Origin of the sequence: Terribium retamae (assembly GCF_022347545.1) — a bacterium.
Taxonomy (GTDB): domain Bacteria; phylum Pseudomonadota; class Alphaproteobacteria; order Rhizobiales; family Rhizobiaceae; genus Mesorhizobium; species Mesorhizobium retamae.
Genome location: NZ_JAKREW010000014.1, coordinates 28,768 through 54,757, shown reverse-complemented (window position 1 = coordinate 54,757; position 25,990 = coordinate 28,768). Strand labels below are relative to the sequence as shown.

Below are 25,990 nucleotides of genomic sequence, written 5' to 3'. Positions count from 1 at the left end.
CTCCAAAGACCAACGGCGAAAGGATAACAGATGACGCCAAAAGCCGTCTTCTGGGACATGGATGGAACGCTCGTGGACAGCGAGCCTCTGCACGATGCCGCGCTGGTTTCGGCGATGCGCAGCGTTGGCCTGACCGCGCCGGCCGACCTGCACGAACGCGTGCTCGGCAAGACCGCCGCCTTCGTCTACGACATGATGCGCGACGAGTTCGGCCTGACGCTGCCGTTCGATCAATGGATCGCGCTCAAATATGATTACTACATGGCCAATGTCGGCGGCCTGCAGCCACGACCGGGCGCGATCGAGATCTACCAGGAACTGAGGGCGCTCGGCGTGCCGCAGGCGGTGGTCTCGAACTCCGACCGGCTGATCGTCGATGCCAATCTCGGCGCGGTCGGTCTTTCGCATGCCGGCATGAAGACGGTGAGCCGCAACGACGTGCGTGAAGGCAAGCCGCATCCCGAACCGTTCCTGCGCGCTGCCTGGTTGTTCGATGTCGATCCAGGAGAAGCTGTGGCGATCGATGACAGCGTAACGGGTGCCATGTCCGGCCTGGCGGCCGGTATGAAGACGATCTTCTGGCCGGAACGGCCGATGCCGGGTCCGGACGGCGCGGTCGTCCTCAACACCGTGGAAGAGCTACGCGCCGAACTCGGGCTATAAACGTCAGTTCCGGTAGACTGGCTCCTGCTCATCGAGGATCGCCTTCAGTTCGGCAAGATGCCGTTCCGCCTGGCCCGGATAGTCGTCCATCTCGGACGCCGTCTTTTCGGCGACCTCGTCGGAAAGCACCCGCAGCGGCCGGCCCGTCCACAGAGCCTTGATATAGGTCTCGGCCGCACGCTCGAAATAGAACATGCGGTTGAAGGCATCGGCCACGCTGTCGCCGATCACCAGCACGCCGTGATTGCCCATGATCATCACCTTGTGCTTCGGATTGGCGAGCAGTTGCGAACAGCGTTCGCCCTCCTCCTCGAAGGCAAGTCCGCCATAGTGCTCATCGACGACGGTGCGGTTGAAAAAGGCGGCTGAATTCTGGTCGATGGGCGGCAATGTGGAATCGGCCAGCGACGCGAGTACGGTGGCATGGATCGAATGCACATGCATGACACAGCGCGCGTGCGGCACGTTGCGATGGATGGCGCCGTGCAGGCCCCAGGCCGTCGGATCAGGCGCATTGGGACCTTTCAGCGTTTCAGGGTCGTTGGCGTCGATCAGGATGAGGTCGCTCGCCTTGACGCGCGAGAAATGCACCTGGTTCGGGTTCATCAGGAAACGCGTGCCATCCTCGTTGACGGCCAGCGAGAAATGATTGGCGACCGCTTCATGCATATTCAGCCGCGCAGTCCAGCGGAAGGCACAAGCGAGGTCGACCCGCTCGTCATAGAAAGGCAGATTGGTCAGCGGGTCCTTCAAGCGTGCCAGGCTCATCGTCTCTTTCTCCGTGAAGAGGCAAGCATGCCGCGCCCTTGACCCAGCGGCAACCGGAAACAACTGATCCAGCTTTCGATCAGGTCGGAAACTGCGAAATGCCAATGATCGCGAATCCCGCACCGATCAGCAGGCAGAGCGGTGAATAGAGGCTCCGGTCGAGCCGCGCAAAGGGTTGCTCCGGTGTCTGCCGACGCCACCAGGGCGTGAAGCCCAGCATGCCTCGGCCGAAGAAAACCAACGCAATCATCACCGATGTCGCGGCAAGGCCTTGCTGCGGAAATGGCGTGGCGAAAACGCCCATCAGCGCCAGCGGCCACAAGGTCGCCAGAACCAGGCAGGCAGCAACAGCGAAACAGGCAAACGTCGGAGGCATCTCGCTGACACCGCGCGTGCCGACGACGGCGCGCGCGCAGGAGGCAGCATCACGACCGGGCCAGATTCCGCCGATGCCCCAATAGACATGCAGGGCCGTGATGAGAAGCAAGACGGCAGAAAGAGCGAAGGCGAGAATGGTCATGGAACGATGCCTGAGATTAGACGGCTGGTTTCGACGGCGGGCGCTATTGGAAGCCGCACACTGCCTGTGACCTCGCCCGGGCCGGGCGACCGAGCACACGGTCCATGTAGGCGTTGACCCGGTCGGATTCTATGCGGAACCTGCCGGCGCGCGCCCAGGCGCCCATATCTCCCAGCATTACGTCGACAGCGGAGAAACGATCGCCCAGCGCATATTGGTTTTCGCCCAAGCGACGATCCAGTGCCTTCACCTCCGAAGCAAAGTCATGGGCCGTAGCCGGGCCTACATCGACGCGAAGTTCGTCCGGCAAGATGAAGCGGTGGCGCAGCTTGTTCCACAGCGGAGCTTCGACCTCCGACTGCGCGAAATGCATCCAGGAATCCATTTCGGCGCGCCCGGCAAGCCCGATATTGGCGCCCATGCCTTTGTCCGCATGCTTGTCGGCCAGATAGGTGCAGATCGCGGCGGAGTCGGTGATGGTCAACTCGTCGTCGATCAGGATCGGCACCTTGCCGGACGGGTTCAGCGCATAAGCTTCCGGCGAGCGCAGCTTCACCGGAACGAACTCATAAGGTTCGCCCAGCTCTTCCAGCATCCACACAACGCGGGAAACCCGCGACCCACGCGATCCGACGGCCTTGTACATCCCCGAACTCCTTTGGACTGCGGAAACCTAGATCATCTTCGATGCCGGCCCAATCCAGCTCAGGCGATCGTGTCGAAGAGCCGCAGGATCCACCACGCCTGATAGATCAGCGTGAAAACAACGAAGCCGAGATGAAAGCGCCGGTTGGTGGTGAAGATGGCGATACCGCACAAAATGACGAACAGCGGTGTTCGGATCAGATATTCATGGCCGAAATGGGCAAAATGCGCTTCGCCTTTAAGCAGAGTGTCAACGACGTCAAGCAGATAGGTCGCCGCCAGCAGACCGAAAAACCAGTTACGGCGCGAGAAAAAATAGTCCTCGTAGCTTCGGTAATCCTGCATCGAATCGGGAAACAGGAAGGCGCATAACAGATAGAGCGTCACCGCGTAGCCGATGATGAAGAGGTACTTGCCGAAGGTCCAATGGACGATCTGATAGAGGCCGAACTCCCACCACCAAAAATGCACCAGCATCAGAAGCAGCGAAGCCACCCAAGCCAGATGCACGGGGTAGAGCTTGTACGCCTTGGGGTGCTGGACGATGCGGGCGACACCGGACAGCAGGCGTGTGACGCCAAGGCCAATCACCATGCCCATGACAATGCGCAGGTGCGGAAAAATGTCATGCGCTTGGGATAGAGACTGCTCCATCAGGATCCCCGGCTCTCTTCGCTGCGATTCCGTTGCCGGTTAACGGCTGCGCCCATCGAATTTCTGCGGCGTCAGCGCGTCGGGTTCGACTCCTTCGAGGCAGCGTGCATTGATGGCAATCGACGTCGTGCCATCCGGCTTGCTTCCGCGGGCGAACGATTCGATCCCGCAGACCCGGCAGAACAGGTGATGAATGACGTGCTTGTTGAACAGATAATCCGTCAGCACATCCTCGCCGGACAGCAAGGTGAAGTTTTCCGCCGGCGCGAAGGTCAGGATGCTGCCCAGCCTGCCGCAGCGCGAACAATTGCAGGAGATGGTGTGATCGAGGTCGACTGTCGCCTCATATTTCACTGCCCCGCAATGGCAGCTGCCCTTGTATGACTTCATCGCCATTCGAAATTCCCTCGCGCGTGTCGCAAAACCTTAGGCGGCGTCAGCCCGCGGCACGCAGCCTTCGGCCTTGAATACCCGCTTGGTCGATGCAGGATATTTCTGCAAGAGGGCGGCCGGCCGGACCGGCCGCGATGAAAAATTACCGCCGCAGTTCGGGCAAACACCCTTCAGCACCGTTTCGACGCAGTTTGCGCAGAACGTGCATTCGAAGGTGCAGATCATCGCGTCCCCGGCGTCAGGTGGTAGATCCTTGTCGCAGCATTCGCATCCAGGGCGCAGTTCGAGCATTTCGTTCTCCCAATCGTCGGAATCCAACGATGAAAGCCAACTTTTCCCCTTGTCGGGAAAAGTTAGCGGTCACGCAAGTTAAGCACATGAACGGGTTTGTCGAGATCGGTTGTTGCCTCACCCGGTTTCGGTTTCTATAGAGGAGGCAGCCTTGATGCTGCCACACCAGGCGGCTCTTCGCGACTATGCTTCTATCGGGAGCAATGAAAGCAGGGGCGTCGAGACGCCTGCCAGGCACGAAATGCGGATTTGGGGGAAGGACTTCGAATGGCTGACGAATTGGCAAACGAGATCATCGCCAAGATCAAGGCTCACGCCGAGCCTGGTGGCGAAGAGATCACGACCAATACCGAGCTGACGGCGCTCGGCATCCATTCGCTGGAGTTAACCGAGATCATCTTCGATCTCGAGGAAGCCTATGGCATCGAAATCGAGATGAATACGGTCGATGCCTGGAGCAATCTCAAGAATGTCGGTGACATGGTTGAGGCCGTTCGCGCGCTGATCGCGAAGAAAGCCTGACCGAGGCTCCATGCGTACACGCGTCGTTATCACCGGCATTGGCGGCATCTGCGGGCTTGGCACGGACGCGACCTCCATCTGGAACGAGATGAAGGCTGGCCGTCCGGCAATCGGACAGGTCGTCAACGCGGATCTGCATCAACTCAAAGTCCAGGTCGGCAGCGAGATCAAGGCGCTGCCGGAACATGGCCTCGAGCGCAGACGGCTGGTGACGATGGACCGCTTCAGCCTCCTCGCCATCCTTGCCGCCAAGGAAGCCATGCGGCAGTCGGGGCTGACGGTCGGTGCCGAGAACACCTATCGTATCGGCGCAACCGTCGGCGTCGGCGTTTGCGGCTGGGAAGCCATCGAGGAAAACTATCGGGCTCTGCTTCTGCAGGGCAAAAATCGCGCCGACATCTTTTCCGTACCCAAGGTCATGCCGGGCGCGGCGGCTGGCCAGGTCAGCATGGAGTTCGGCCTGCGCGGCCCGGTTTTCGGTGTCACCTCGGCCTGCTCGTCCGCCAATCACGCCATTGCCTCGGCCGTCGACCAGATCCGGCTCGGCAGAGCCGATGTCATGTTGGCGGGCGGTACGGATGCCCCGCTGGTATGGGGCATCATGAAGGCCTGGGAAGCCCTGCGCGTGCTCTCCCCCGATACTTGCCGCCCGTTCTCCGCCGACCGGCAAGGGCTGGTTATGGGCGAGGGCGCCGGAATGGCGGTTCTCGAGAGCTACGAACACGCCACGGCGCGGGGCGCCGTCATTCTTGGCGAAATCGCCGGCGTCGGCATCTCGGCGGATGCGTCGGATATCGTCGCGCCCACCGTCGAAGGGCCTGAGGCCGCCATGCGCTTCTGTCTCGCCGATGCCGGGTTCAACCCGGAGGATGTCGACTATCTCAACGCGCACGGCACCGGCACCAAGGCCAATGACCAGATCGAGACCGCAGCGATCAAGCGCGCCTTCGGCGACCACGCCTACAAGCTCTCTGTCTCGTCGACCAAATCGATGCATGGTCACGCGCTAGGCGCGTCCGGTGCACTGGAGATGATCGCCTGCGTCATGGCCATCCGCGAAGGCATCGTGCCACCAACGGCCAACTATCGCGAGCCTGATCCAGACTGCGATCTCGACATCACGCCGAACGTCGCGAAGGAGCGCCCGGTTCGCGCGGCGCTCAGCAATGCTTTCGCTTTTGGCGGCACCAATGCCGTGCTGGCGTTCAAGGCCGGCTGATCCCGGAGGTGTTTCCGTTTTCCACGGAAAGGCGGAGACGCTCCAGTTCCTTGTTTTATACAGTTCCGAGAGCAAAATCGCTGCGCGCTTTTTGCCGAATTGTTTTGGCGCGCCCCTTGAACGCGATGTCGGCGGGTCCAAATCCTGCAAACCACCCAGGCGGAGCGTTCGCGCCGCCCCATTTCCGAGGCAATGATGACCGATCTTTCCGCTTTCCCGATCAATTCGCGCTGGCCCGCGCAGCATCCTGACCGCCTGCAGCTCTATTCCACTGCGACGCCCAATGGCGTGAAGGTGTCGATCGTGCTGGAGGAAATCGGCCTGCCTTATGAACCGCACTTCGTCAACATCGGCCAGGACGAGAGCTGGACGCCGGAGTTCCTGTCGCTCAACCCGAACGGCAAGATCCCGTCGATCATCGACCCCAACGGACCGGGCGGCAAGCCGCTTCCGCTGTTCGAATCGGGTGCCATCTTGCTTTATCTCGCCGAAAAGACCGGCAAGCTGCTGCCTGAGGATCCCGCGCTGCGCTACGAAACCATCCAGTGGGTGTTCTTTCAGATGGCTTCGGTCGGTCCGATGTTCGGCCAGCTCGGCTTCTTCCACAAATTCGCCGGTCGCGAGATTTCCGACAAGCGCCCGCTCGAACGCTATCGCAACGAATCACGCCGCCTGCTTGGCGTGCTCGAAAAGCGTCTCGATGGCCGCAAATGGATCATGGGCGACGACTACACCATCGCCGACATCTCGATGCTGGGCTGGGTGCGCAATCTCGTCGGCTTCTATGAAGCCGGCGAGCTGGTTGGCTTTGCCGACTTCGGCAATGTCGCAGCCTGGCTGGAACGCGGGCTGGCGCGGCCCGCGGTTCAGCGCGGCCTCAACATCCCGGCAAAGCCCTGACCAGTAATCCCAGCGCAGGCGCGGCGGAACTTCTCTAATCAACCCTGCTGGATGACTAGGTCCGCCGCCCGTCGGCGGGCCAGAACGCGCTCGATGTTGGGCATGTCGTTGGACGCGATCCAGGCAATCGCGTCCTCGTCGCTACGCCCATGTTCGTGCCAGCGCTGGCGCAGCCGCCGCTCGAGCTCGCCGCGGGTAACCTCCACGAAAATGCTGAAATCGAAGAGTGGCGCGAGCCGAGCCCACGGCTCTTCGTCCAGCAGCAGGTAATTGCCCTCCACCAGTATGAAGCGAGTGTCGCTGCTCACGATCCCCGCTGCTGCCCGTGACAGCTCGATGCTGCGGTCGAAGACCGGGATGGCGATGTCGGGTTCGCCGGCGCGAATGCGCTTGAGCAGCACTTCGAACCCGGCGAAGTCGAAGGTCTCCGGCGCACCTTTGCGGGCACGCAAGCCCCGCTTCTCGAGGATCGCGTTGTCGTAGTGGAAGCCGTCCATCGGCACCACTTCCGCAGCACCGTCCGGCAAGACATCGTGCAAGGCAGCTGAAAGCGTTGACTTGCCGGAGCCGGGAGGTCCCGCGATGGCCACGACGAAACGCTTCGCCTTGGCAGCGCGCTTGAAGATCGTGGCGGCAATGGTGGCGATCTCGGACATGCGGAACTCCGTTGTCTGCCATTTCCGATTCTGACCTGGCGCGTCGCATCTTGCCGGCCATCCGTGAAACTTTCAAATCTCCGACGACAGGAAAATATCCGGATCAACGGCCTCCGCCGATGCCTAGGAACTCCGCATCATAAGGGGCATCAAGCACGACGTTTCCAACGCTCGTGACGTGGAGCCGGCCGGCGGAAGCGGTAACGTCGCCCACCACCTTGCCTTCCCCAGCCGCAAGCGCACCGATGACATGCCGGAAGGCGACCCGCCGCTCCGGGTCGAGTTCGAAAGCGGTGGCTATGCCTTCGCGCTTCAGCCAGTTGTCGCCCAGCGATGCCGCGTGTCCGACGGCGGTGCGCCCATCCTCGATACCAAGTACACCGCGATGGCGACCGTTCCACGGTGCGTAGTCGCGCCCACCGTTCGAAATCCATAGCATGGTGATCGGCAACTCGGCCGGGTTCTTCAGCACCAGCACGACGTCTTTCTCCGCAATGCGCGAGACCGCCGTCCAGCCAGGACCGCCATGGTCCGCCTCGATCAGCGTGACGAAGTCCTCGTGGCGCCGGTCCAGACGATAGTCGGCAAGGTCGACGACGGTGCCATCCCTGCCTGGAAAATGATGCAGGTCCTCGCTGCGAGCCGGATAGGCAAGCAAATAACTGCCTCTCGCCGGATCCGGCTCCAGCGGATTGGCGTCGGTCACGATCGCGCGTTTTGGTGAGAAGGCGAGGTGTCCGCCTTCGCGCATGATCGTCATCGGGTGATGCGCGACGGAGATCGCACCGTCTCCCCCGATGAAAGCATGCTCCTGATAGAGGAATGGATGGCCATCGCGCAGCGTGATTATCTTCTCGACGGTCGCGCCCATGACAGGGCGTTGCAGTCTGAAGACGGCGCGCCAGCCGTCTGTCGTCGCGGAATTGTCGACAAGCTTCCACGGGCTGTTGGCCGGCCAGCCGTGCAAGGGCGCTTCCTCGACATCGCTGCGTGAGAACGGCGCACAGAGGAAGTCGCCGGAAAGCCTCGTCACGCCATCGGGCAGACCTAGCGGCAGAGTTTCCTGCGGCTCATCGATCCAGGGGGCCCGATGCAGTGGCTTGAGGATACGATCGCCCGATTCGATGGTTAGATCTGCAATATGGCCGACGGCCGTGTCGATCGAAACCGAAATGCCTTTTGCTTTGAAGGTGACCGTGTCCATCGTCCGCTCCGATTCGCGCGCAGTCAGCAAAGCGCGGCAGGAGGCCCTTGCGCAAGATGCGCGAGCGGTAAGACCATCTGCGAGAGGTATTGGAGCGGGGACTTCTCATGACCAGAGGACGCCGCCAAGAGCCTGCGTGGCAGAAGGTGGCAGGAAGTACTGGAGGGTCGCTTGTTTTAAAAGGACTTGTCGGTAATCTCCGCAAAGGGGGCATTGGGGGCTAAAATGCTGGAAGGTATTGCGTTTAAATTTATATCCCAAAGTGAATCGTCGCTTAACGGCTTGAGTTATGGCCTTACTGTTGTCGGAGCCGTCATAGGAGCCTTCCTAATACGGTCCAAAACCGAAATGGCTCGCGCTCCTTATTTTGCTTACTCGGCCTTGATCGTGTTTCTGGCATCCGCCGCACAATTCGTTTGGCTCCAGACCTTTCCTGCGATGGCAGGGGGTTATTTGTGGCTGTTGGTGCTGACTTCGGTGGCAGCAGCACTGATCAGCGGCTTTACCTTGTGCAGTATCGCCAAAGCCCGGTCGCGCGACGCCTATGGACATGCCCGTCTGGCAGCACTCGCGTTCATACCGGTTGCGAATTTCTGGCTTCTGTTGACGCCCTCAAAGAACCGAGAACTTTCGAGCGGCGCTTCGACGCCGTCACTTGTGACAGGACCTATCGGAGTCGTGACCGGCTTTGTCTTGCTGGCGGCAGCCGCCGGAGTTACCGGCTTTTTCAAGCAACAGATGCGGCAGTTGGGCGAACAATCTCAAGTGGACCCCGCTGCCCAGCAGGCCGGAGTTGAATTCGCTATCCGATCGAACGGCCTTAAGGGGGCGCTGAAGATAATGGCCGAGCAGGCAGGAACGCCGATCAAGGTGGATGACAGAACGACGCTTGCCCGCATCGACGCCGAGGGAACGCAATTGAGGCGGACTATCGTCTTCGATGTGGAAGGGGCCACGATGACAGACGATATGCGTCAAAAAGGCATAAATCTCCTCTGCGCCAATCCGCCCTCCGCGCCGCTGTTCCGTGCGGGGGCGACGATCCGCGAGGTTTATGTAGAGCGAAGTGGCCGCGAGATCGGATCGATCACGATAACGCCTCAAGAGTGCGGATTCTGAGATCGGAGGGGCCTGCTCGCGGCGCGCCGTTGCTAGCAGGCCCCCTCGTTAACCACAAATCTCGCCCGGACAACTTAACCGCGTCCGAGTCGATCGGACTGCTTACGTCCGCCGCGGAATTGTGATCTCGATCGGAAGATTTTGGTGGAGCCAATCGGAATCGAACCGACGACCTCTTGAATGCCATTCAAGCGCTCTCCCAACTGAGCTATGGCCCCACTCCGGCTTCCGCCGGCCGCCGTTTCCGGCGGGATAGTCTGGCGAGGTTGGGACCCCGCCGGGTCAGTGCAGGGCGGCTTCTAGCGCCGCCTCGCAGCAATAGCAAGTCTTTCGAAACAGCTTTTTTCTGAAAGCCGGCTCGAAAGTCGGCGGGCGCTCGCACCCGCCTGAAAGTCAGAGATCTTCTTCGTCGTCGCCGACGCCGATCATGTCGGAAACGTCGTCGTCTTCCTCTTCCTCGTCCTCGAGGAAGGTGTCGTCGTCATCGTCGCCCAGGTCGACATCATCGTCGTCACCGAGATCAGGCAGATCGTCGCCGCCCTTCGCCTCGTCGTCGGCGTCCTCGAGCGATACGATCTCTGCGCCTTCGTCCTCGTTGTCGACTTCCTTGTCCTCGACCTCGTCCTCTTCATCGACAGAAGAGACCTTGCTGTCTTCGAAATAGGACCGGGGATAGCTCTTGCCCGTATAGGGAGAGACGATCGGATCCTTGTTCAGGTCATAGAATTTGCGGCCCGTCTCGGGGTCCACGCGTTTTGTGCCAAGTTCGGGTTTTGCCACGGCAAGCCTCGTACAAAAAGATTGGTCCCCTTAATCGCAGTTTGCCGCGCTGTCAAAGCCAAAAGCCGCCGCGTTTCGATGAGCCGTTTTGCCGCCTTTTTTTCGGGATGACGGCTTAGGACAGGCATGTTAGGAACATCCTTGCAAAAACGACCACCCGAGGCCTTGAGCCAAGCTCGGCCCGACAAATCCAGGACATCCGATATGGCGCACGACGCCACACCACAACCTGCGACCGCGCGGCGCTCGCCGCCGCTTTCCGGCACGGCCCGCGTGCCGGGCGACAAATCGATCTCCCACCGCTCTTTCATGTTCGGCGGGCTGGCCTCCGGTGAGACCCGTATCACCGGCCTGCTCGAGGGCGAGGACGTGATGCGCACCGGACAGGCCATGAAGGCCATGGGCGCTCATATCGAGAAACATGGCGACGAGTGGGTGATCCGCGGCACCGGCAACGGCGCGCTGCTGCAGCCGGAAGGACCGCTCGATTTCGGCAATGCCGGCACCGGCTCGCGCCTGACGATGGGCCTCGTCGGCACCTATGACATGGAGACCACCTTCATCGGCGACGCTTCGCTGTCCAGCCGGCCGATGGGCCGCGTCCTGGAGCCGCTGCGCCAGATGGGCGTGCAGGTGGTTGAAGCCGCGCCGGGCGACCGCATGCCGATCACCTTGCGCGGACCGAAACATGCCGCACCCATCACCTATCGCGTGCCGATGGCTTCCGCGCAGGTGAAATCCGCCGTGCTTTTGGCCGGCCTTAACACGCCGGGCATCACCACGGTGATCGAGCCGGTGATGACGCGCGACCACACCGAAAAGATGCTGAAGGGCTTCGGCGCCAATCTCACGGTCGAAACCGACGAACGCGGTGTGCGCCACATTTTCATAGAAGGCCAGGGCAAGCTCACCGGCCAGGTCATCGCCGTGCCGGGCGACCCATCATCCGCAGGCTTCCCGCTGGTGGCAGCACTCATCGTGCCGGGCTCCGACATCACCATCGAAAACGTGCTGATGAACCCGACGCGCACCGGTTTGCTTCTGACCCTGCAGGAGATGGGGGGTCAGATCGACATCCTCAATCCGCGCAATGCCGGGGGCGAGGATGTCGCGGACCTGCGTGTGCGCTATTCGGAACTCAAGGGCGTCACCGTACCCGCCGAACGTGCACCTTCGATGATCGACGAATATCCGGTTCTGGCGGTCGCAGCCGCTTTCGCCGAGGGCGAAACGGTGATGCAGGGCTTGGAAGAGCTCCGCGTGAAGGAGAGCGACCGCCTCGCCGCCGTCGCGAACGGCCTTAAGCTCAACGGCGTCGACTGCACGGAAGGCGAAGCATCGCTCAGCGTGCGCGGTGTGCCGGGCGGAAAGGGTTTGGGCGGCGAGCCGAAGGGGGAGGCCGTGAAGACCCATCTCGACCACCGCATCGCGATGAGTTTCCTGGTCATGGGGCTTGCCAGCGAAAAGCCGGTCACGGTAGACGACCGCGCCATGATCGCCACCAGCTTCCCGGAATTCATGGGCCTGATGACGCGATTGGGCGCCAGGATCGACTAACGGCCAAGATCTCTATCCTGTCATGGACCGGGTGATACAAGCCCGGCCCATGCTCTTCTATTCACTGCCAGGTCAGGCTTTGCCGCCTGGCATTTCAAAGAACGCTCCGAGCCACAAACCATGATCCGCCTCGAAAATATCGGCAAACAGAACGGCAAGCAGATCGTCTTCATCGAGGCTTCGGCCACGATCCAGCGCGGCGAAAAGGTCGGCCTTGTCGGCCCGAACGGCGCCGGCAAGACCACGCTGTTTCGCATGATCACCGGCCAGGAACAGCCGGACGAAGGCCAAGTCGCGATCGATCGCGGCGTGCGGATCGGTTATTTCAGTCAGGATGTCGGCGACATGGCGGGCCGCAGCGCCGTTGCCGAAGTGATGGACGGCGTGGGCCCCGTCAGCGCGCTGGCCGCGGAGATGGCCGAGCTCGAAGCCGCCATGGGCGACCCTGATCGTGCCGACGAGATGGACGAGATCATCACCCGCTACGGTGAGGTGCAGGGCCGTTTCGACGAGTTGGACGGCTATGCGCTGGACGGCCGCGCCCGCGAAGTGCTCGACGGCCTGGGTTTCAGCCAGGAGATGATGAGCGGCGATGTCGGCAAGCTGTCGGGCGGCTGGAAGATGCGCGTCGCGCTCGCCAAGATCCTTTTGATGCGGCCCGACGCCATGCTGCTCGACGAACCGAGCAACCACCTCGACCTCGAAAGCCTGATCTGGCTGGAGAATTTCCTGAAAGGATACGACGGCGCGATCCTGATGACGTCGCATGACCGCGAATTCATGAACCGCATCGTCGGCAAGATCGTCGAGATCGATGGCGGCGCACTGACGACCTATTCCGGCGATTATGAATTCTACCGCCAGCAGCGCGCCATCGCCGAAGTCCAGCAGCAGGCCCAGTTCGAACGCCAGCAGGCGATGCTCGCCAAGGAGATCGCCTTCATCGAACGGTTCAAGGCGCGTGCTTCCCATGCCGCGCAGGTGCAGAGCCGCGTCAAGAAGCTGGAAAAGATCGACAAGGTCGAGCCGCCAAAGCGCCAGCAGACCGTGCGCTTCGAATTCCAGCCCGCACCGCGTTCGGGCGAGGACGTGGCGACGCTGAAGAATGTTTCCAAGAGCTATGGCAGCCGCACCATCTATGACGGTTTCGACTTCCAGGTGCGGCGGCGCGAACGCTGGTGCGTGATGGGTGTCAACGGCGCCGGCAAATCGACATTGCTGAAGCTGGTAGCGGGCGCCTCGGAACCGGACAATGGAACGGTGTCGCGCGGCCCCAGCGTCAAGATGGGCTACTTTGCCCAGCATGCGATGGAACTGCTTGACGGTGAGCGGACCGTCCTGGAATCGCTGGAGGATTCCTTCCCGCAGGCCGGCCAGGCGCCGCTGCGGGCGCTCGCCGGGTGCTTCGGCTTCACCGGCGACGAAGTGGAGAAGAAGTGCCGGGTCCTTTCCGGCGGCGAAAAGGCGCGGCTGGTGATGGCCAAGATGCTGTTCGATCCACCAAATTTCCTGGTGCTGGACGAGCCGACCAACCACCTCGACATCGCCACCAAGCAGATGCTGATCGAAGCGCTGTCGCGCTACGAAGGGGCGATGCTGTTCGTCAGCCACGACCGCCATTTCCTGGCGGCCCTTTCCAATCGTGTCCTGGAGCTCACGGAGGACGGCATGCACGCCTATGGCGGCGGCTATACCGAATATGTCGAGCGCACGGGGCATGAAGCGCCGGGCCTGCGAGGATAAAAACAGGTCTCGTCGGCATCTAGGCTGGCGCGTACTCCAGCGCGACGATGCCGTTGCTGAAGGGCACGGCCGAAATCAATTCTAGTTTCTGCCGTTCGCCGGGCGCGAAGAACGGTTTCCCCTGGCCTACCACGAGGGGATAGCTGAGCAGCCTGATACGATCGACGAGACCGTGATGCAGCAATTGCTGTGCAAGGCTGATGCTGCCGTGGACATAGATGTTGCCGCCAGAGCTTTCTTTCAGCTGCCTCACGGCCGCGGGCAGAGGTCCCTCCAGCTTTGCGGCAGGTTTCCAATCGAGTTCCGTCAAAGTTGTTGACGCGACATATTTTGGCAACGCGTTGAACCGGTCGGCGAAATCTCCTGTTTCGGCGGGCCAGGAAGCAGCAAATATCTGATAGGTCGCGCGTCCCAGCAGCATGCCCCCGCTGTCCGCAAGCTCGTCTTCCTTGAACTTGTCCATCTCGGCGTTCCAAGCGACGCCCGTCAGCTTGTCGACTTCGGCAATGCCGTCGGCGCTGATGAATTCGGTGACGATGACTTTCCTCATTCTGCTCTCCATCGATGGGAAGCCGGAAGAAGGCAACAATAACGACAACGGGAACTCCGTCGAGCCGAGCACTCTTTCGATCCGAGAGAAGTTTGGCCAGGAACACACTTGCTTTCCTTTGGCGTCTCGGCTTGAAGCATGGCCATGCCTCTATCTCTCACCATCGCCATCGACGGTCCGGCAGGCGCCGGCAAGGGGACGCTGGCCCGACGGCTGGCCGACTATTACCACCTGCCGCATCTCGACACCGGGCTGACCTACCGTGCCTTGGCGCAGATGCTGCTTGCCAAGGGATGGCCCTTGGGCGACGAGCCGCATGCCGTGGAAGCCGCCCGCCTGGTCGATCTCAGCAATCTCGACCGTTCGGTGCTGTCGGCGCACGCGGTCGGTGAAGCGGCATCCAAGGTGGCGGTAATCCCCGAGGTGCGCCGCATCCTGGTCGAAAAGCAGCGCACTTTCGCCGTGCAACCGGGCGGTGCGGTGCTCGACGGACGTGATATCGGCACGGTGGTATGCCCCGATGCTGCGGTGAAGCTTTACGTGACGGCCAGTGCGGAAGTCCGCGCGCGGCGCCGTCTGGCCGAGATCGAGGCCAATGACGGTACCGGTGATTTCGCCGCCATCCTTGCCGACATCAACCGCCGCGACGAGCGCGACATGGGCCGCGCCGATTCTCCGTTGAAGCCTGCCGCCGACGCGCACTTGCTTGATACGTCGCAAATGTCTATAGAAGCCGCGTTTCTCGCGGCCAAGGCGATCGTTGACGACGTCCTGGCCAAGAAAGACGAAGCCTGATTGGGTTTTTCGCCGTCTGCGGTTGTTTGCAGCGCGAACCCACCCATATCCGGCAAAACCGGCCTGCCAGCATTCTACTGCGCCGAACTGCCGCTTGATCGCGGCCCAGGGTCTTGACCCGGAATACCGGCAGGTCATCGCAACGCTAACCCACGGCGCCAGCCTCCAGGAGAGGCTTTCAGGAGAAAGTATGTCTCAATCCATTCCGACTCGCGACGATTTCGCGAGCATGCTCGAAGAATCGTTCTCGGACGGTCACTCGGGCGAAGGCCAGGTCGTTCGCGGTATCGTCACCGCGATTGAAAAGGACATGGCCATCATCGACGTCGGTCTCAAGGTCGAAGGCCGCGTGCCGCTGAAGGAATTCGGCGCCAAGGGCAAGGAAGGCGGCCTCAAGCCAGGCGATACCGTCGAAGTTTATGTCGAGCGCATCGAAAACGCGCTGGGCGAAGCCATGCTCTCGCGCGACAAGGCGCGCCGCGAGGAAAGCTGGGTCAAGCTGGAAGAGAAGTTCGCCAAGGGCGAGCGCGTCGAAGGCGTTATCTTCAACCAGGTCAAGGGCGGCTTCACCGTCGATCTGGATGGCGCCGTGGCCTTCCTGCCGCGTTCGCAGGTCGACATTCGTCCGATCCGCGACGTCACCCCGCTCATGCACAACCCGCAGCCGTTCGAGATCCTCAAGATGGATCGCCGTCGCGGCAACATCGTCGTTTCGCGCCGCACCGTGCTCGAAGAGAGCCGTGCCGAGCAGCGTTCCGAGATCGTCCAGAACCTCGAAGAAGGTCAGGTGGTCGAGGGCGTGGTCAAGAACATCACCGACTACGGTGCGTTCGTCGACCTCGGCGGCATCGACGGCCTGCTGCACGTCACCGACATGGCCTGGCGCCGCGTCAACCATCCGACCGAAATCCTCAACATCGGTCAGACGGTCAAGGTGCAGATCATCCGCATCAACCAGGAAACCCACCGCATCTCGCTCGGCATGAAGCAGCTCGAGTCGGATCCGTGGTCGGATATCGGCACCAAGTTCCCGATCGGCAAGAAGATCACCGGTACGGTCACCAACATCACCGACTACGGCGCGTTCGTCGAGCTGGAGCCGGGCATCGAGGGCCTCATCCACGTTTCGGAAATGTCGTGGACGAAGAAGAACGTGCATCCGGGCAAGATCCTGTCCACCTCGCAGCAGGTCGACGTGGTCGTGCTGGAAGTCGATCCGGCCAAGCGCCGCATCTCGCTCGGCCTCAAGCAGACGCTGGAGAACCCGTGGCATGCCTTCGCCGCCAACCATCCGGTCGGCTCGACCGTGGAAGGCGAGGTCAAGAACAAGACCGAATTCGGTCTGTTCATCGGCCTGGACGGCGATGTGGACGGCATGGTGCACCTCTCGGACCTCGACTGGAACCGTCCGGGCGAGCAGGTCATCGAAGAGTACCAGCGCGGCCAGATGGTGCGCGCCCAGGTTCTCGACGTCGACATCGAGAAGGAACGCATCTCGCTCGGCGTCAAGCAGCTTGAGCGCGATACGGCCGGCGATGCCGCCGCTTCGGGCGAACTGCGCAAGAACGCCGTCGTTACCTGCGAAGTCACCGGCGTGAAGGATGGCGGTCTGGATGTGCGGCTGGTCGACAGCGGCATCGACACCTTCATCAAGCGCTCCGATCTGTCGCGCGACCGTGACGAGCAGCGTCCGGAACGCTTCACCGTTGGCCAGAAGGTCGACGCCCGCGTCATCGCCTTCGACAAGAAGACCCGCAAGCTGCAGGTCTCGATCAAGGCGCTGGAAATCGCCGAGGAGAAGGAAGCCGTTGCTCAGTATGGCTCGACCGACTCCGGCGCTTCGCTGGGCGACATCCTGGGTGCCGCGCTGAAGAAGCAGGGCGGCAACTAAGCCAAGCCTTGCAGCCGCCCCTGCGCGGCGCATAGCCAATGCAAAACCCGCCGGAGCGATCCGGCGGGTTTTTTGTTCCCTGCAACGAATGACCAGCCTTGCGAGTCGACAAGCAGCCGGGAACATCCCCTGCCGCCAGCATTCCGAAGCAGTCCTTCGAGGATCGATCCCGGCCGGCCGGCGGGCGCCTTCCGAACCTAGAGCGTTTCCGTTTTCACGGAACGCGGAGACGCTCTAGCTTTGTTCTCGCCGCATTTTGTAACGCCAAGTGATTCCACTTGGCTACCAAATGGTGTGGGGTTCGAGTTGCGACGTTCAGGCGCGTCCGTAGAGCGGCACCAGGGTTCCGCTCATCGCCTCGTTGCGCGGCGAGGCGAGATAGACGATCGTCTCGGCTGCCGCTTCCGGACTTACCCATTTCGAAAAATCGGCATCGGGCATATCGGCCCGGTTGGCGGGGGTGTCGAGTGTGGAAGGGGCGATGGCGTTGATCAGGATGCCTTTGCTCTTCAGCTCTTCGGCGAGCGCCACGGTCATGGCGGCCACCGCTGCCTTGCTTGCTGCATAAGCAACCATGCCGGCACCACGCCTGGGTTCCAGCCCCGCCCGCGCCGAAACATTGACGATGCGCCCGCGCGTACCGGAAGCGAGCATGGCGCGCACCGCGGCCCGGCTGCACAGGAAGGCAGTGCGGGCATTGGTGTCCATCATCTCGTTGTAGGCGGCAGATTCCGTCTTCTCGACAGGCGCCATCGCAAAACCACCGGCCAGATGGATCGAGGCCCAGAGATCCGGCACGCCGGCATAGAATGAAGTGACGGCTTCCGTGTCTTCGAGATAGACATTGTTCACCAGATGCACACGGTCATGCGTGGTGAAGGGGAAATGCGCGGGCGCCGCAGCATGGCTGTTCGGCACGTGGCAGATGGCACCTTCCTGCAGAAGCTGCGCCACCACGGCACTGCCCAGTGCGCCGGTTCCGCCGGTGACGACAACATGTTTTTGTTCCAGCGTAGCCGCCATCCGCGACAACTCCTGCTCAGTCATTTGATGGATATCTGAAAGTCGCGCCTTTCGCGCTCTCACTCAACCGAAATCTCTATGAGGAAAGGCTTTTTTGTCGCCCGCGCTCTGCCGAGAGCTTGTGCAAGCCCGGCAGCGCCCTCCAATCTCTGCGAACCGATACCGTAAGCATCGGCCAGTTTGCAGAAATTGGGCGGTGCAGGCGAGACGCCGACTGGTTCAACCCCGACGTCGCGCATCGAAGTCTCGATTTCGCGATAGCCGCGATTGTTCCAGACAACGAAGATCACCGGCGCTTCGGCGTCGAGCGCGGCGGCGATTTCCGGCAAGGTGAACTGAAAGCCGCCGTCACCGGTGAGACAGACCACGGGTGCGTCCGGTATAGCCAGAGCTGCGCCGATCGCGGCCGGTGGACCATAGCCCAAGGCGCCGAAACCCGTGGCCGCGTTGAACCAGCCGGCAGGCCGATCATGATCGTAATAGAGATTGGCGGCGTAGATCGGCTGCGTCGAATCCCCGACGATGATGGCGCCGGGCAAGCTGTTGCGGATCGTTTCGACCACCGCCACCTGCGCCTGCATGGCAGGGCCGATCTCGGCGAACGCGGCCAGCCGTGCCGCAGCAGCGCGTTCGGGGCCGCTGGCCGCTGCCTTTGGTCGATGGATTGCCGTGGCCAGTGCTTCTAGCGCTCCCGCACAATCGGCTTCGATGGCGACCGTGGCCGGATGCCGGGCAAGTTGGCCGGCATCGATGTCGATGCGTACCAGCCTGCCCGGCATGACGAACCCGCCGTCCCCATACATGTCATAGTCGGTGGGCCCGAACTCGGTGCCGGCAGCCAGTACGACATCGCTGCCCGAGATCAGCGCTCGCACCGCCTTGAGGCTGGGGCTGGCGGGAACCGTCAGCCCATGGCCATGCATGAGACCGCGCGCATTGGCAGTCTGGACAACTGGTGCGCCGAGACGTTCGGCCAGGTCCCGCAGCTGCGCCTCGGCGTGTCGTGCGCCGCCGCCGGCCAACACAAGGGGACGTTCGGCGCCGGCAAGCAACGCCGCTGCTTTGCGGATCGCGTCGGGATCAGCTTTTGTGGGTCGTTCTCCGGCGGGCATGATCTTCAGCGCTTCTGCCCGCAAGCCCATGACGTCGAGCGGGATTTCGATGTGCACGGGCCCCGGACGGGCCGAGTGGAAAAGGTCGAAAGCGCGAGCGAGGACGGCCGGCAACCGGGCGGGGTCGACAATCCGTTCTGAAAATACGGCCACCTTGGCCATCATGCCTTGCTGGTCGGGCAATTCGTGCAGATAGCCCAGGCCTTGGCCAAGGGTCGGCGTCGCGTTGACCCCAGAGATCACCAGCATTGGCACTGAGTCTGCCCGTGCCTGGCCCATGGCGGTGATGGTGTTGGTCAAGCCCGGGCCGGTGATGACGAAAGCAACGCCTGCTTTGCCGCTGGCGCGCGCATAGCCATCGGCCATGAAGCCGGCGCCCTGTTCGTGACGCGGCGTGACGTGGCGAATGCGAGAGCCGGCGAGGCCGCGATAAAGCTCGACCGTATGCACGCCGGGAATGCCGAAGACCATGTCGACGCCATGCGCCTCAAGCAGCGAAATCAACGCCTCCCCGACGGTGGTCATCCGCTTTCTCCTTTTTGAGCGAGACGCATGAGCTTCCTCCGAGAAGTCTGCGGCTTTTCGGGATCCTGCTCCGGCACAAGGCCGAGTTCGGCTTCGACGGCCCTGATGCCTATGGCCGCCAGCTCGCCGGGGGAGAACATCTCGCCGGCAAGGCAGCCTTCGATCCAGAGCCCATCGATGATGGCATTGATCGCGATCGCATGGTGGCGCAGCTGGCTTGTTTCCACCTTGCGCTGCTCGGCGGCGAGCACTTCGGCCACCACCGCCTCCACCTCGTCACGAAAGCCGAGATAGCCTTCGCGGTGAGCCTGCGCCAGGGCCGGATCCGCGCTAGCCCGGCCGATGAAGGTTGCCCAGAGCGAAAACACCCGCGCATCGATGATCGGTGCATTGAGATTGGCGGAAACGAAAGCGGCCAGGCGTTTGCGGGGCGATGCGTCTTCCATCGCCAGTGCGGCCTTCGCCTGCTCGGTCATGCGCTCGACCAGCGTTGTATAGGCTTCCTGCAGCAGCTCTTCCTTGCCGGGGAAATAGTGCCGGATCAGCCCGGCGGTAACGCCGGCGCGCAGCGCAATGGTGCGCAGGCTGGCGCCCTGAAGGCCATGCTCCGCTACGCTGTCCAGGGTCGCCTCGATCAGGTCCTGCCGCCGCCGCTCCTCGCCCTCGCGGCGGAATTTGCGACGGGACGGCGCGTTCATTGACGCAGGATCGGCCGCGTCAGACAGGTCGGCCCGCCTTCGCAAGCGATGCAGAGCGCGTCCGCCTCGAAAGTTTCGACCGTGCAGCCGGCGGCTTCCATCGCAGCCTTGGTCTTGGAGAAGCCGGCCACGGCGATGACCTTGTTCGGACTGGTCGGCAGCACATTGAGGCTGAGGCCGTTCGAGGCCGCAAACTCTTCTGCGTCGCCTTCGACCAGCCGGATGCCGCGTGCCTTCAGCATCTGATAGAACGGCGCCGGCAGCAGCGGCGAATAAACCAGCGCGAGGTCATCGGCCAGCGGGCTGATCACCGACATCAGATGCAGGCAGGCCTCCTCGCCCTGCCACAAGGGCAAATCGAAGCCATAGACGGAAATGCCGAGCGGCGTCAGCAGGTTGGATACCTGCTGGATGCCCTCCTGGTTGGAGCGAACCCCGCGCCCGATCGCCAGCGTGCGCGCATCCACCCATACGCAATCACCGCCCTCGACCTGGCCGGGAGCCTCGACGCGGCCCAGGATCGGAATGCCTAGCCTTTTGTAGGTTTCCTCGTGCAGGGAGGGTTCGTTGGCGCGCAAAGGCTTGCCCATGGACAGGATGAGCGCGCCACGGTCCGTCATCAGCGACGGATCGTGCGTGAACACCGAATCCGAGAGCCCGTCGGCCTTGTCCTCGATCCATTCGATCTCGGCGCCGGAAGCAGCAACCAGTTCGGCAAGCCTTGCATGCTGCGCCGCGGCTTTCGCCGGGTTGAAGCCCGGGCCATAATGCCAGGCAGCCCGATCGGCGTCCCGCATGGCGTTGGCCGCCGACCGCATCAGCACGCGCCGCAGCGGCGCCGCCATCGACTGTGATCCGAAAGCGCTCATCGATGCCCTTTTAAGCTGAAAAAAATCGAGAAAATTTCATCGAAAGCTATTTATACACTTGCACAACAAGGCCGCAAGTGCCGTAATGAGCAGGATTGACGGGCTCGCGCTGACGGGTCCATGCTGAAGTCTGGAGCGGGACATCACAGCGTATGTTGATTAGCCGGATAGACGTTCGACGAATTGACGTCGACCGTACGGAGGTCACCCGGTGAGCGTAGCTGGAGCTGCCGCAATCCCCGTTGGCCAGGCGCCAAATGGCGCTGCCGAAGCCATCCACGTCGAAAACCTGCACAAAAAATTCGGTGAGCTTCATGTCCTGAAGGGTGTGTCGCTGTCGGCTCGCGACGGGGAGGTCGTGGCCATCATAGGTGGCAGTGGCTCAGGCAAATCCACGCTACTGCGCTGCATCAACTGCCTGGAAAACCCGACGAGTGGCATCATCCGTGTCAACGGCGAGGAGATCAAGCTGAAGGCCGACAGCCACGGCCATACGGTGCCGGCGGATCGTCGGCAGATCGAACGTATCCGCTCGCGGCTGGGCATGGTGTTCCAGAGCTTCAACCTGTGGAACCATATGACGCTCCTGCAGAACGTCATTGAGGTGCCCGTGCATGTCCTGGGCGTGAAGCGCGAGGAAGCGATCGCCACCGCCGAAAAACTGCTCGCGCGGGTCGGACTCGCCGAAAAACGCGATGTCTACCCACACTTCCTGTCCGGCGGGCAGCAGCAACGCGCGGCGATCGCCAGGGCTTTGGCCATACAGCCCCGTGTCATGCTGTTCGACGAGCCGACCTCGGCGCTCGACCCCGAGCTGGTCGGCGAAGTGCTGAAGGTAATCGGCGATCTCGCGCGTGAGGGCCGCACCATGGTGCTGGTCACGCATGAAATGAAATTTGCCCGCGAGGTCGCGACGCATGTCATCTACCTCCACAATGGGCTGGTGGAGGAGGAGGGACCGCCGGAGCAGGTCTTCGGCGCGCCGAAATCCGAAAGATTGAAGCAGTTTCTGCGCAATGTCGGCTGACTCTCGAGATCAGGCGGCTGCGGGAGAAAGACTACGGGAACAGTCAAAAACAACGGGAGAACAAGGCATGAAAGCATTTCTGAAGACCGCGGTCGCTGCCGCTGCGATCGCGTTGGCGGGAACCTTCGCGGCCAGCGCCGAACAGGTGAAGGTCGGCTTCTCGCCCGAGGCCTATCCGCCTTTCTATTCGCAGGATTCGTCCGGCAAATGGGGTGGCTGGGAAGTCGAGATCGCCATGGCGATCTGCGCCGAAGCCAAGCTCGACTGCGTGTTGACGCCGATTCCATGGGATGGCCTGATTCCTGGCCTGAAGACCAAGAAAATCGACGCGATCATGAATTCGATGTCGATCACCGCTGAGCGCCAGAAGGAGATCGACTTCTCCGATAAGTACTACAACACGCCGACCGCGATCATCGGAGCCAAGGACCAGAAGTTCGACGCTTCGCCGGAGGGGCTCAAGGGTAAGATAGTCGGCGTCCAAGTATCCACCGTTCATGCCGCCTACGCCAAGAAGCACTTCGCTTCGACGGCGGCCGAGATCAAGGAATACCAGACACAGGATGAGGCGAACCAGGATCTCGCCGCCGGCCGCATCGACGCCACCCAGGCCGACCAGATTGCGCTGGATGCCTTCCTGAAGTCCGACCAGGGCAAAGGCTGCTGCGACATGAAGGGCACCGTGGCACCTGATCTCGAGGTTCTCGGGCCGGGCGTCGGCGCGGGCGTGCGCAAGGGCGACACCGAACTCAAGGACAAGATCAGCGCTGCCATCAAGGGTATCCGTGCAAACGGCAAATACAACGAGATCACCAAGAAGTATTTCGATTTCGACGTGTATGGCGAAGAGGCGCAGTCGAACTAGCGTCCCGATGGGATTAGAGCGTTTCCGATTTCTCGGAAACGCGGAAACGCTCTAACTCTGTTTCTGGCGCAATTCCGGACGGAAAACCGCTACGCACTTTTCCTGGAATTGCTCTGGGTCCCGCGTGACGCCCCCGAGAGGCGCCGCGCCATCCCGCCAGCGTTTCACGCCAGGTCGGGTCGTGAGCCGGCATGCCGGGGGGCGCGCCGGCTCATTCGAAATCCTCCAACGGCGGTATGCGGCGCTGTTCAGTCGGAGTGACGACGCTGACAGACATCTTCCTTTCGGCCTCGGCAGCCAGCCTTGCCGAACTTCTGGCATTCGATCCACCCGGATGGGGCGGCAATTTGCTGCGTGGCCTTCTGGCTTCGGTCGGCATCGCCTGCGGATCGTTCGGCCTCGGCCTGCTGATCGGCATCAGCGGCGCCTATGGCAAGCTCTATGGCAGCCCGATGGTGCGTGACCTGTTCGGCCTCTACACCACGATCGTGCGCGCGGTTCCGGAACTGGTGCTGATCCTGCTGCTCTATTTCGCAGGTACCGACCTGGTGAACCGGCTCCTAACGCTTCTCGGCTACGCGCCCGTCGACATCAACGGCCTGGTCGCCGGCATCTGCGTGCTCGGCGTCGTCCAGGGGGCTTATTCAACGGAAGTGCTGCGCGGCGCCATCCTCGCCATCCCGCAAGGACAGATCGAGGCGGCGCGCGCCTATGGCATGTCGCCTTCGCTGCAACTCAGGCGTATCACCTTGCCTGCGATGGCACCTTATGCCATCCCTGGCCTTGCCAATCTCTGGCTGATCGCCACCAAGGATACGGCGCTTCTCGCTGTCGTCGGCTTCAACGAGCTGACGCAGACGACGCGGCTGGCGGCCGGTGCCACCAAGGCGTATTTCACCTTCTTCATCGCCGCCGGCGTGCTTTACCTGGCGCTGACGCTTGTCTCCAATGTGATCATCTCCCGCTTCGAGCGTTATTCGCGGCGCGGCATGCCATCGGTCGTGGAGACACGCTGATGGGCGCTGCCCCCAAATCCGAATGGCTGCAGCCGCACCGCATCACCCTGATCATCCTCGCGGCGGCGATCGTGCTGGCCTGCGCCCTCACCATGCGATGGGACTGGCTGCCGGCCTATCTGCCGCTCGCCCTGCAGGGCATATGGCGCACCATCTGGCTGCTGGTGGTCACCGTCACGCTCGGCATTGCCCTCGCGATCCCGATCGGATTCGCGCAAGCGGCTGGCCCTGCTTTCCTGGCAGTGCCGGCACGGCTGTTCTGCACAATCATCCGCGGCACGCCGTTGCTCTTGCAGCTATGGCTGCTCTACTACGGGCTCGGCTCGCTGTTCCCGCAGTTTCCCTGGATCCGCGAATCGTTCCTGTGGCCCTATCTCAGACAGGCATGGCCTTACGGCGTGCTGGCACTCACCCTTTCTTATGCCGGATATGAGGGCGAGGTGATGCGCGGTGCCTTTGCCGGAGTGCCGAAAGGACAACTCGAAGCGGCTCGCGCCTTCGGCATGCGGCGCTGGACCGCTTTTCGCCGCATCTGGCTGCCGCAGGCGCTGCGGCGAGCGCTGCCGACGCTGGCCGGCGAAACGGTATTGCAGCTGAAAGCGACGCCATTGGTGGCGACCATCACCATGGTCGATATCTATTCGGTGGCATCGCGGGTACGGCAGGAGACCTTCGTCACCTATGAACCCTTGCTGCTTCTGGCACTGGTCTATATGGCCATTACCGGGGTAATCGTCTTTGCGTTCCGAAAGATCGAAGCGCGCATTCCGGCAAGGCTAGGCTAATTGCGGCCCGGATCGCGGCGTAAGTAGAATTACGGACGCAGCGAAGGGGTGGAAGCATGCAGCTCAGTCTCGAACAGGCTAGTGCGCTATGCCGCATGGCAGCGCTGGGTGCCGGTGCCAGCGATGAAACCGCCCGCTCCATCGCTGCCGCAGCAATTGCAGCCGAGGCCGAGGGCAACAAGGCCGTAGGCCTGTCCCACTACATCGACTATCTGGAAGCGCTTGAAGCCGGCCGCATCCATGGAAAGGCGGAGCCGGTGATCACCCGACCGGCGTTGGCCATTTACCTCTCCGACGCGCAAGGTGGGGCTGCCCATACCGGTTTCGACCGGGCCTTTGAAGATCTCGCCAAGACGGCGCGGCTGTTCGGTGTGGCGATCTTTTCGCAGAAAAATGCCTACACCGCTGGTGCACTTGGCTATTTCACCGGACGTCTTGCCGAGCAGGGACTGGTCTCCTTTGCCGCCACCAACGGCCCGGCGGTGCTCGCAGGCTCCGGTTCGACAAAACCGGTCTATTGTACCAACCCGATGTCCTTTGCCTGCCCGCAGGCTGGCGGCCCACCACTGATCATTGACCAGTCGTCGAGCGCGACCGCTTTCGTCAACATCCGCAAGGCTGCCGCCGACGGCAAAGCGATCCCCGAAGGCTGGGCGCTCGACGCCGACGGCAATCCGACAACCGAAGCCACTTCCGCCATGAAGGGCGCGCTGCTGGCCTTCGGCGGTGCACGCGGCGCCAACATCGCCTTGATGGTCGAAGTGCTGGCGGCCGGCCTTTCCGGCGCCAACTGGTCGCTCGATGCGCCCTGGTTCAGCGGCGGGCCGGACAGCCCCGGCACCGGCCTGTTCGTGCTGGCGATCGAACCCAAGCTGCTCGATCCCGGTTTCGAGACGCGCATGAGGGGCCAGATCGACCGTCTGGACCGCCGTTATGGCGTTCACATACCGGGGCTTTCCAAGGCTTCAGCAACCGAAAAAGCCGCAACGCGCGGCATTACCGTTTCCAAGGAAATTATCGAGCGCATCGCTGATTTCGCCGAGCGGCACAAAGGCTGAAGCGGTGTATCGGCCCCTTCGAGGGCCTGGCACGCCGACCGAATAAATGGCGCGGTATTTTGCGGGCGAGCCTCGAAGGAGGCACCCAAATGCGGCGACGTCCTGTCGCCCTTTGCCTTTGGCGAGAAACCGACTATGAAAC

Annotated in this window: 28 protein-coding genes and 1 tRNA gene; 14 read left to right on the top strand and 15 right to left on the bottom strand. The window is 62.1% G+C overall.

Annotated features, from left to right (window positions below):
• The first annotated feature begins 30 nt into the window (after positions 1–30).
• A complete protein-coding gene (locus L4923_RS15575) occupies positions 31–663 on the top strand; it encodes an HAD family hydrolase (RefSeq protein WP_239366641.1) in 633 nt (210 codons plus the stop codon).
• 3 nt (positions 664–666) lie between these two features.
• Here the strand turns inward: L4923_RS15575 and L4923_RS15570 are convergent, their stop codons facing one another.
• The 6 genes from L4923_RS15570 to L4923_RS15545 all read right to left on the bottom strand — a co-directional run bounded on the left by L4923_RS15570 (position 667) and on the right by L4923_RS15545 (position 3,934).
• Positions 667–1,431, bottom strand: coding sequence for a class II aldolase and adducin N-terminal domain-containing protein (locus L4923_RS15570; protein WP_239366638.1), 765 nt, complete (start codon positions 1,429–1,431; stop codon positions 667–669).
• Between the two features lie 79 nt (positions 1,432–1,510).
• The gene (locus tag L4923_RS15565; protein WP_239366635.1) at positions 1,511–1,951 is read right to left on the bottom strand and encodes a DUF3995 domain-containing protein; all 441 of its coding nucleotides are present in this window, start codon (positions 1,949–1,951) and stop codon (positions 1,511–1,513) included.
• A gap of 43 nt (positions 1,952–1,994) precedes the next feature.
• Positions 1,995–2,597 (bottom strand): glutathione S-transferase family protein, encoded by a 603-nt coding sequence (locus L4923_RS15560; RefSeq protein WP_239366633.1) that lies wholly within the window; start codon positions 2,595–2,597, stop codon positions 1,995–1,997.
• A 59-nt stretch (positions 2,598–2,656) separates the two neighbouring features.
• The gene (locus tag L4923_RS15555; protein WP_239366631.1) at positions 2,657–3,250 is read right to left on the bottom strand and encodes a hypothetical protein; all 594 of its coding nucleotides are present in this window, start codon (positions 3,248–3,250) and stop codon (positions 2,657–2,659) included.
• A 39-nt stretch (positions 3,251–3,289) separates the two neighbouring features.
• Entirely contained in the window at positions 3,290–3,646 is a 357-nt protein-coding gene (locus L4923_RS15550) for a GFA family protein (RefSeq protein ID WP_239366629.1), read from the bottom strand.
• A gap of 30 nt (positions 3,647–3,676) precedes the next feature.
• The gene (locus L4923_RS15545) at positions 3,677–3,934 is read right to left on the bottom strand and encodes a DUF1272 domain-containing protein (RefSeq protein WP_239366626.1); all 258 of its coding nucleotides are present in this window, start codon (positions 3,932–3,934) and stop codon (positions 3,677–3,679) included.
• 267 nt (positions 3,935–4,201) lie between these two features.
• Between L4923_RS15545 and L4923_RS15540 the strand changes: the two genes are divergently transcribed.
• The 3 genes from L4923_RS15540 to L4923_RS15530 all read left to right on the top strand — a co-directional run bounded on the left by L4923_RS15540 (position 4,202) and on the right by L4923_RS15530 (position 6,575).
• Positions 4,202–4,456 (top strand): acyl carrier protein, encoded by a 255-nt coding sequence (locus L4923_RS15540; RefSeq protein ID WP_054310099.1) that lies wholly within the window; start codon positions 4,202–4,204, stop codon positions 4,454–4,456.
• A gap of 10 nt (positions 4,457–4,466) precedes the next feature.
• Positions 4,467–5,675, top strand: a complete 1,209-nt coding sequence (locus tag L4923_RS15535; RefSeq protein ID WP_239366623.1) for a beta-ketoacyl-[acyl-carrier-protein] synthase family protein — start codon at positions 4,467–4,469, stop codon at positions 5,673–5,675.
• Positions 5,676–5,870: 195 nt separating this feature from the next.
• Positions 5,871–6,575 (top strand): glutathione S-transferase N-terminal domain-containing protein, encoded by a 705-nt coding sequence (locus L4923_RS15530; protein ID WP_239366620.1) that lies wholly within the window; start codon positions 5,871–5,873, stop codon positions 6,573–6,575.
• Between the two features lie 38 nt (positions 6,576–6,613).
• On the opposite strand, the gene L4923_RS15525 is transcribed toward L4923_RS15530, so the two are convergent.
• Complete coding sequence (locus L4923_RS15525; protein WP_239366618.1) at positions 6,614–7,231, bottom strand: nucleoside triphosphate hydrolase; 618 nt, start codon at positions 7,229–7,231, stop codon at positions 6,614–6,616.
• A gap of 103 nt (positions 7,232–7,334) precedes the next feature.
• On the bottom strand, positions 7,335–8,435 hold the full coding sequence (locus L4923_RS15520) for a hypothetical protein (protein WP_239366616.1): 1,101 nt from the start codon (positions 8,433–8,435) through the stop codon (positions 7,335–7,337).
• Between the two features lie 225 nt (positions 8,436–8,660).
• On the opposite strand from L4923_RS15520, the gene L4923_RS15515 reads away from it, so the two are divergent.
• Complete coding sequence (locus L4923_RS15515) at positions 8,661–9,554, top strand: hypothetical protein (RefSeq protein WP_239366614.1); 894 nt, start codon at positions 8,661–8,663, stop codon at positions 9,552–9,554.
• Between the two features lie 142 nt (positions 9,555–9,696).
• On the opposite strand, the gene L4923_RS15510 is transcribed toward L4923_RS15515, so the two are convergent.
• Positions 9,697–9,772 (bottom strand) — tRNA-Ala (locus tag L4923_RS15510).
• A 175-nt stretch (positions 9,773–9,947) separates the two neighbouring features.
• Positions 9,948–10,334: a TIGR02300 family protein gene (locus L4923_RS15505; RefSeq protein ID WP_239366612.1), complete on the bottom strand. Its 387-nt coding sequence runs from the start codon at positions 10,332–10,334 to the stop codon at positions 9,948–9,950.
• A 204-nt stretch (positions 10,335–10,538) separates the two neighbouring features.
• Between L4923_RS15505 and aroA the strand changes: the two genes are divergently transcribed.
• Both aroA and L4923_RS15495 read left to right on the top strand, forming a co-directional pair.
• On the top strand, positions 10,539–11,891 hold the full coding sequence (gene aroA, locus L4923_RS15500) for a 3-phosphoshikimate 1-carboxyvinyltransferase (protein ID WP_239366610.1): 1,353 nt from the start codon (positions 10,539–10,541) through the stop codon (positions 11,889–11,891).
• A gap of 120 nt (positions 11,892–12,011) precedes the next feature.
• A complete protein-coding gene (locus L4923_RS15495) occupies positions 12,012–13,634 on the top strand; it encodes an ABC-F family ATP-binding cassette domain-containing protein (RefSeq protein ID WP_239366608.1) in 1,623 nt (540 codons plus the stop codon).
• A gap of 19 nt (positions 13,635–13,653) precedes the next feature.
• Here the strand turns inward: L4923_RS15495 and L4923_RS15490 are convergent, their stop codons facing one another.
• Positions 13,654–14,184 carry a dihydrofolate reductase family protein gene (locus L4923_RS15490; protein WP_239366606.1) on the bottom strand — a complete coding sequence of 177 codons (531 nt, stop codon included), beginning with the start codon at positions 14,182–14,184 and terminating at the stop codon, positions 13,654–13,656.
• A 144-nt stretch (positions 14,185–14,328) separates the two neighbouring features.
• On the opposite strand from L4923_RS15490, the gene cmk reads away from it, so the two are divergent.
• The gene (gene cmk, locus L4923_RS15485) at positions 14,329–14,979 is read left to right on the top strand and encodes a (d)CMP kinase (RefSeq protein WP_239366604.1); all 651 of its coding nucleotides are present in this window, start codon (positions 14,329–14,331) and stop codon (positions 14,977–14,979) included.
• Positions 14,980–15,169: 190 nt separating this feature from the next.
• Positions 15,170–16,870 carry a 30S ribosomal protein S1 gene (gene rpsA, locus L4923_RS15480; RefSeq protein ID WP_239366602.1) on the top strand — a complete coding sequence of 567 codons (1,701 nt, stop codon included), beginning with the start codon at positions 15,170–15,172 and terminating at the stop codon, positions 16,868–16,870.
• Between the two features lie 315 nt (positions 16,871–17,185).
• Here rpsA and L4923_RS15475 read toward each other — a convergent pair whose 3' ends face one another.
• The 4 genes from L4923_RS15475 to L4923_RS15460 are packed head-to-tail and all read right to left on the bottom strand — an operon-like array spanning position 17,186 to position 21,097.
• Positions 17,186–17,893 carry an SDR family NAD(P)-dependent oxidoreductase gene (locus tag L4923_RS15475; RefSeq protein ID WP_239366599.1) on the bottom strand — a complete coding sequence of 236 codons (708 nt, stop codon included), beginning with the start codon at positions 17,891–17,893 and terminating at the stop codon, positions 17,186–17,188.
• A gap of 59 nt (positions 17,894–17,952) precedes the next feature.
• The gene (locus tag L4923_RS15470) at positions 17,953–19,530 is read right to left on the bottom strand and encodes a 5-guanidino-2-oxopentanoate decarboxylase (protein ID WP_239366596.1); all 1,578 of its coding nucleotides are present in this window, start codon (positions 19,528–19,530) and stop codon (positions 17,953–17,955) included.
• Entirely contained in the window at positions 19,527–20,228 is a 702-nt protein-coding gene (locus L4923_RS15465; RefSeq protein WP_239366593.1) for a TetR family transcriptional regulator C-terminal domain-containing protein, read from the bottom strand. Before L4923_RS15465 ends, L4923_RS15470 begins: the two co-directional genes overlap by 4 nt.
• Positions 20,225–21,097 carry a dimethylarginine dimethylaminohydrolase family protein gene (locus L4923_RS15460; RefSeq protein ID WP_239366590.1) on the bottom strand — a complete coding sequence of 291 codons (873 nt, stop codon included), beginning with the start codon at positions 21,095–21,097 and terminating at the stop codon, positions 20,225–20,227. The genes L4923_RS15465 and L4923_RS15460 overlap by 4 nt, the downstream gene beginning before the upstream one ends.
• Positions 21,098–21,308: 211 nt before the next feature.
• Here L4923_RS15460 and L4923_RS15455 point away from each other — a divergent pair, with 211 nt between their 5' ends.
• From L4923_RS15455 to L4923_RS15435, 5 genes are all read left to right on the top strand, one after another.
• Positions 21,309–22,124 (top strand): ABC transporter ATP-binding protein, encoded by an 816-nt coding sequence (locus L4923_RS15455; protein ID WP_343303358.1) that lies wholly within the window; start codon positions 21,309–21,311, stop codon positions 22,122–22,124.
• A gap of 67 nt (positions 22,125–22,191) precedes the next feature.
• The gene (locus L4923_RS15450; protein WP_239366587.1) at positions 22,192–22,989 is read left to right on the top strand and encodes a transporter substrate-binding domain-containing protein; all 798 of its coding nucleotides are present in this window, start codon (positions 22,192–22,194) and stop codon (positions 22,987–22,989) included.
• Between the two features lie 236 nt (positions 22,990–23,225).
• Entirely contained in the window at positions 23,226–24,005 is a 780-nt protein-coding gene (locus tag L4923_RS15445; protein WP_425530957.1) for an ABC transporter permease, read from the top strand.
• Positions 24,005–24,790 carry an ABC transporter permease gene (locus L4923_RS15440; RefSeq protein WP_239366585.1) on the top strand — a complete coding sequence of 262 codons (786 nt, stop codon included), beginning with the start codon at positions 24,005–24,007 and terminating at the stop codon, positions 24,788–24,790. The genes L4923_RS15445 and L4923_RS15440 overlap by 1 nt, the downstream gene beginning before the upstream one ends.
• Positions 24,791–24,846: 56 nt before the next feature.
• Positions 24,847–25,848, top strand: coding sequence for an Ldh family oxidoreductase (locus L4923_RS15435; RefSeq protein WP_239366583.1), 1,002 nt, complete (start codon positions 24,847–24,849; stop codon positions 25,846–25,848).
• Positions 25,849–25,990 lie beyond the last annotated feature (142 nt).